The 3,352-nt window shown below is 65.7% G+C and carries 3 protein-coding genes; 1 reads left to right on the forward strand and 2 read right to left on the reverse strand.

What is annotated here, in order from left to right; translation table 11 throughout:
* Positions 1–352: 352 nt before the first annotated feature.
* The gene (locus Q7V45_RS18135; RefSeq protein WP_304854548.1) at positions 353–1,486 is read right to left on the reverse strand and encodes a PA0069 family radical SAM protein; all 1,134 of its coding nucleotides are present in this window, start codon (positions 1,484–1,486) and stop codon (positions 353–355) included.
* Between the two features lie 91 nt (positions 1,487–1,577).
* Here Q7V45_RS18135 and Q7V45_RS18140 point away from each other — a divergent pair, with 91 nt between their 5' ends.
* On the forward strand, positions 1,578–2,045 hold the full coding sequence (locus Q7V45_RS18140; RefSeq protein ID WP_304854549.1) for a GNAT family N-acetyltransferase: 468 nt from the start codon (positions 1,578–1,580) through the stop codon (positions 2,043–2,045).
* On the opposite strand, the gene Q7V45_RS18145 is transcribed toward Q7V45_RS18140, so the two are convergent.
* Complete coding sequence (locus Q7V45_RS18145; protein ID WP_304854551.1) at positions 2,040–3,026, reverse strand: aminoglycoside phosphotransferase family protein; 987 nt, start codon at positions 3,024–3,026, stop codon at positions 2,040–2,042. The two genes, Q7V45_RS18140 and Q7V45_RS18145, sit on opposite strands and share 6 nt — an antisense overlap.
* Positions 3,027–3,352 lie beyond the last annotated feature (326 nt).

The raw sequence follows: 3,352 nt of genomic DNA on the forward strand, positions 1-3,352 counted from the left end.
TGGCGTAGCGGCTTTCCGCTTCAAGTCGACCCGCACGCCCTCATCCTGAGGAGCGGCCGCAGGCCGCGTCTCGAAGGATCGGCAACAGGCTCGGTGCTCGTGCCCATGCTTCGAGACGCGTCCCGATGGGACGCTCCTCAGAGTTTGTGAATGTATTCGACTGCGAAGCGTACGCCCGACCACCGCGCAATTTTGATTCTCGCGATCCACGAAGCACGAACGAAATCGAATCGCGAGAAGGCGGCCAGGATTCGAAAACATCTCAAAAGTGACGTCTCTCCATGCCTTGCTCAAAGATTCACAAGCTCTCAGCATGAGGAGTGGGTATGATTCCGTCCTGCTTGGGAAGACTCTAGAACAATCTCATCTGCCGTCCGTCGCGCCTGGCGTCGACCAGGGCGGTGCGGGCGGCGGCGGGGACGGCAAAGCGCATCGTGTCGAGGCGGTAGCGGACGCGGTTGAGCTCGAGGCGTTTCACCGCGGCGGAGAAGCGCTGGCTCAGCAGCTGCGCGATCGGGCCCTCGCCCTTCATGCGCGTACCGAACTCGGCCTTGTAGAGTTCGCCGCCGCGCATCTGGCGGACCAGCGACAGGATGCGCTCGGCGCGGTCGGGGCGGTTGGCGCGCAGCCATTCCTCGAACAGCTCCTTGATCTCGAGCGGCAGGCGCAGGGCCGTGTAACCGGCGCGCGTGGCGCCGGCCGCGGCCGACGCGTCGAGGATCGCTTCCATCTCGTGATCGTTGAGGCCGGGGATCATTGGCGCCGTCATCACACCGACGGGAATGCCGGCCGCCGCGAGTTCGCGGATCGCGTCGAGCCGTCGATGCGGGGCCGAGGCGCGCGGCTCCATGGTGCGCGCAAGATCGCGGTCGAGTGTCGTGATCGACAAGAACACCTCGGCCAGGTTGCGCTTGGCCATGTCCCCCAGAATGTCGATGTCGCGGGTGATCAGGTGGTTCTTGGTGACGATGCCGACGGGATTGTTGAAGTCGCTGAGCACGCGCAGGATCTGGCGCGTGATCTTGAGGTCGCGCTCGACCGGCTGGTAGGGATCGGTATTGGTGCCCATCGCCACCACGTCGCAGCGATATTTCGGCGAGGCCAACTCGGCGGTCAGCAACGCCGCCGCCTCGGGCTTGAAGAGGATCTTCGTCTCGAAATCGAGGCCGGGCGACAGGCCGAGATAGGCATGGGTCGGCCGCGCGAAGCAGTAGATGCAGCCATGCTCGCAGCCGCGATAGGGATTGATCGAGCGGTCGAAGGGAATGTCGGGCGAGCTGTTGCGCGCGATGATGGTGCGGGTGGCATCCTTGGTCAGCGTCGTGCGCAGCGGCGGCAGCTCGTCCTCGATGTCCCAGCCATCGTTGGTGCGGATGCGCTTCTCGTCGTCATAGCGGCTGGTCGCGTTGCTGAGCGCGCCCCGCCCGTTGTGCTGCGGCTCGGCGATCTGGTCGTCCGGATAGAGCGGCGGGACGGGCTCTTTCATGGCCCGAGTCTTAGAACAAAAAGAGAACGAGTCAAGCCGCTGTCTCTAGGGGTTCATTGTCTCGGGATAGGACCACCCCTAGAGAGACACCATGAGCGCCATCGAGCTACGCCCCGCCTGCCCCGAAGATCGAGACTTCCTGCACAGCCTCTCGCCGCGCCTGTCCGGCGTGCCCAGCCCCGCCTGGCATGATCTTGCCGCGATGGAGGGGTTCCAGAACCGCTACATGGAAGCGACCTTCGCATCCGTGGATGCGGCGGCGCAGACGCTCGTCGCCTGGTCGGCCGACGGACAGCGACTGGGCTACATCCACATGCGCCCGTTCAAGGACGGCGTAACGGACGAGCCCTGCGGCTACGTCTCGCTGCTGGCACTGGCCGAGGGCGCCGAGGGCCAGGGGATCGCACACCGACTGATGGAAGCCGCCGAGAGCTGGGCGCGGGCGCAGGGCTACCGCTTCCTCTGCCTCGACGTGTTCGCCGACAATCGCCATGCCGTCGAGTTCTACGAGCGCCGCGGCTTCCAGACTGAAACGCTGCGCATGGTGAAGCCGCTATAGCCACTCGGCGCGGATCGAGCGGATCGTCTCTACCTCGAACGAGAACGCGATGCGCGCGCGCAGATGCTCCCGCATCTCGGGCGACAGGCCGGCGTCGCTCCATTGCGAGGGATCGGAGGGATCGCGCAGCGCTTCCGTCTGCACCTTCCAGCGCGCCATGAACAGGGTGGTGCGCAGCCAGGTGAGGCGGCGCATCGGCTGCAGCCATGGGCGCAGCTCGGCGGCACGCGTCTCTCCGATCCGAGCGAGATAGGTGTCGTAGAAGCCCTCGACCTCGGCAAGGGAGAGAACCTTGCCGACATCGGGATGCCACACGGTGGAAGTCGGCAACGTCGCATGCGCGAGGTCGATCGCCGGCGAACCGACATGGACTTTCTCCAGGTCGACGAACCAGGCGAGGCCGCCACGATCGACGATGAAGTTGCCGGGATGCGTATCGGCCAGCGCGATCGTGAGAGGCTGCGGGCGATGCGCCAGCGTCTTTGCCATCGCGCGCATGAGCTCGAGTTCTTCGAATATCTCGGCACGGGCACCGGGATCGGCAACGGCCTTGTCGAGAAAGCGTCGGGCGCCCTCCTCCACGACATCGAGCGTCGTACGGAACGGATTGTCCTGACGCGGGATCGGAGCGCCCGCCACCGGCAAAGGCAGCGAATGAAGCCGCGCCAGCGTGTCGGCCATCGCGTCGAGTTGGTCCGGCAGGCGCGGCGCCCGGCCCTCGATGAAATCGACGATCAAGGCCCCGCCGGGCAGTCCGAGCCGCGGCTCGATCACCTCGTGGAGCTTCGGCGTGCGCCCCGCGGGGGCGAGATGGCGAAAGGCTTCGGCCTGCAGATGCAATCGCGCCGCCGCCGTCGGATCGTCTTCGTAGGCGTAGGCGATCCGCGCGAGCCGTCCGTCCTTCAGCCGTACATGACCGTGCGACGTCCCAGTGGCCGGCAGCACCTCGCCCTCGCGGATCGCGGCGAGGATGTCAGCCATGATCGCCCTCGCCCTGAGGAGGGCGCGAAGCGCCCGTCTCGAAGGGTGGGAACAAGTGCCGTGTGTGTGGCCCATCCTTCGAGACGCGCGCCTGAGGCGCGCTCCTCAGAGGCTGACCGGAAATGAACTGAGTCGATTCAAGCACTTACCTCATCCTGAGAGGCTGACGCGAAAGGAAAGCAGCTAGAAAACAGATTATGAACGGGCCCGATAACCTCACCCTGAGGAGCATCGCGCAGCGATGCGTCTCGAAGGGTGGGAACGAGCACCGCGTCCGTTGCCCATCCTTCGAGACGCGCCGCGGGGCGGCGCTCCTCAGGATGAGG

The sequence above is a fragment of the Reyranella sp. genome, assembly GCF_030651995.1.
Lineage (GTDB): Bacteria > Pseudomonadota > Alphaproteobacteria > Reyranellales > Reyranellaceae > Reyranella.